A 1088-nucleotide genomic window follows, 5' to 3' on the forward strand; every position below is an offset into this window, starting at 1 on the left:
CCGCCATCGCCCGCCGCGAGGGTGCCCGAGCAGGCCAGGGGCGTCGTGCGCGCCCCCGCGCCCCCCGGCCCGCCGGGGCCCAGACGTCCGGGCCTGCCGCCGCCGCCACCGCCGCCGGGGGTCCGGCCGACCAGGCTCGACCGCGTCGAGCGCGGCCCGGGGCAGCGCGTCACCGCGGGCGACATCACGGCGCTGCGCTCGGTGGCCGACCTCTTCCACACCCTGGACCAGGCTTACGGCGGCGGGCACGCGCGCCAGGCGCTGGTGCGGTACCTGGAGCACGAGATGGAGCCGATGCTGCGCGGCAGCTACGGCGAGCAGACCGGACGGCGGCTGTTCTCGGCCGCGGCCGATCTGACCAGGCTCGCCGGGTGGACGGCGTACGACATCGCCGCCCACGGCCTGGCCCAGCGGTACTTCGTGCAGGCCCTCAGGCTGGCCCAGGCGTCGGGCGACCGCAGCTACGGCAGCTTCGTGCTGGTCTCCATGAGCCGCCAGGCGGTCTACCTGGGGCACGGGCGCGAGGCGGTCCAGCTGGCCCGCGTCGCCCAGCAGGGCATGGCCAGCTCGGTCCCGCCGGTCGTGCAGGCCCTCCTCCACGCCGTCGAGGCGCGCGGGCACGGGCTGCTGGGCGAGGTCCGCGCCTGCACGGCGGCGCTGGCCCGCGCCGAGCGGGCCCTGGAGTCCGCCAGGCCGGGGGAGGAGGTGCCGCCCTGGGCCCGCTTCTTCGACGAGGCGCAGCTGGCCGACGAGTTCGGCCACTGCCACCGCGACCTGAAGCAGTACCGGGCGGCGGCCCGGCACGCCGAGCGCTCGCTCCAGCTGCGGAGCCCCGCGTACGCGCGCAGCAGGCTCTTCTGCCGCGTCGTGCTGGCCAGCGCGCGGCTCGGCCTCGGGGACGTGGAGAACGCCTGCACCCTGGCCGCCGAGGCCGCGGCACAGGCGAGCGAGATGCGCTCGGTGCGGGCGCACGAGTACCTCCAGGACTTCGAGCGCCGTCTCGAACCCTTCCGCGACGCGGCCCCGGCCCGCGGCTACCGGGAGAAGCTGGCAGCCCTCCACTGACCCCTCCACTGGCCCCTCCGCCC

1 pseudogene is annotated in these 1088 nt (G+C 77.4%); it reads left to right on the plus strand.

From position 1 onward, the window contains the following. Nucleotides 1-1065: pseudogene (locus ADY01_RS35830) on the plus strand (regulator); the annotation flags it as partial. Between the last annotated feature and the right edge of the window lie 23 nt (nucleotides 1066-1088).

Origin of the sequence: Streptomyces sp. SBT349 (genome assembly GCF_001083795.1) — a bacterium.
GTDB lineage: Bacteria > Actinomycetota > Actinomycetes > Streptomycetales > Streptomycetaceae > Streptomyces.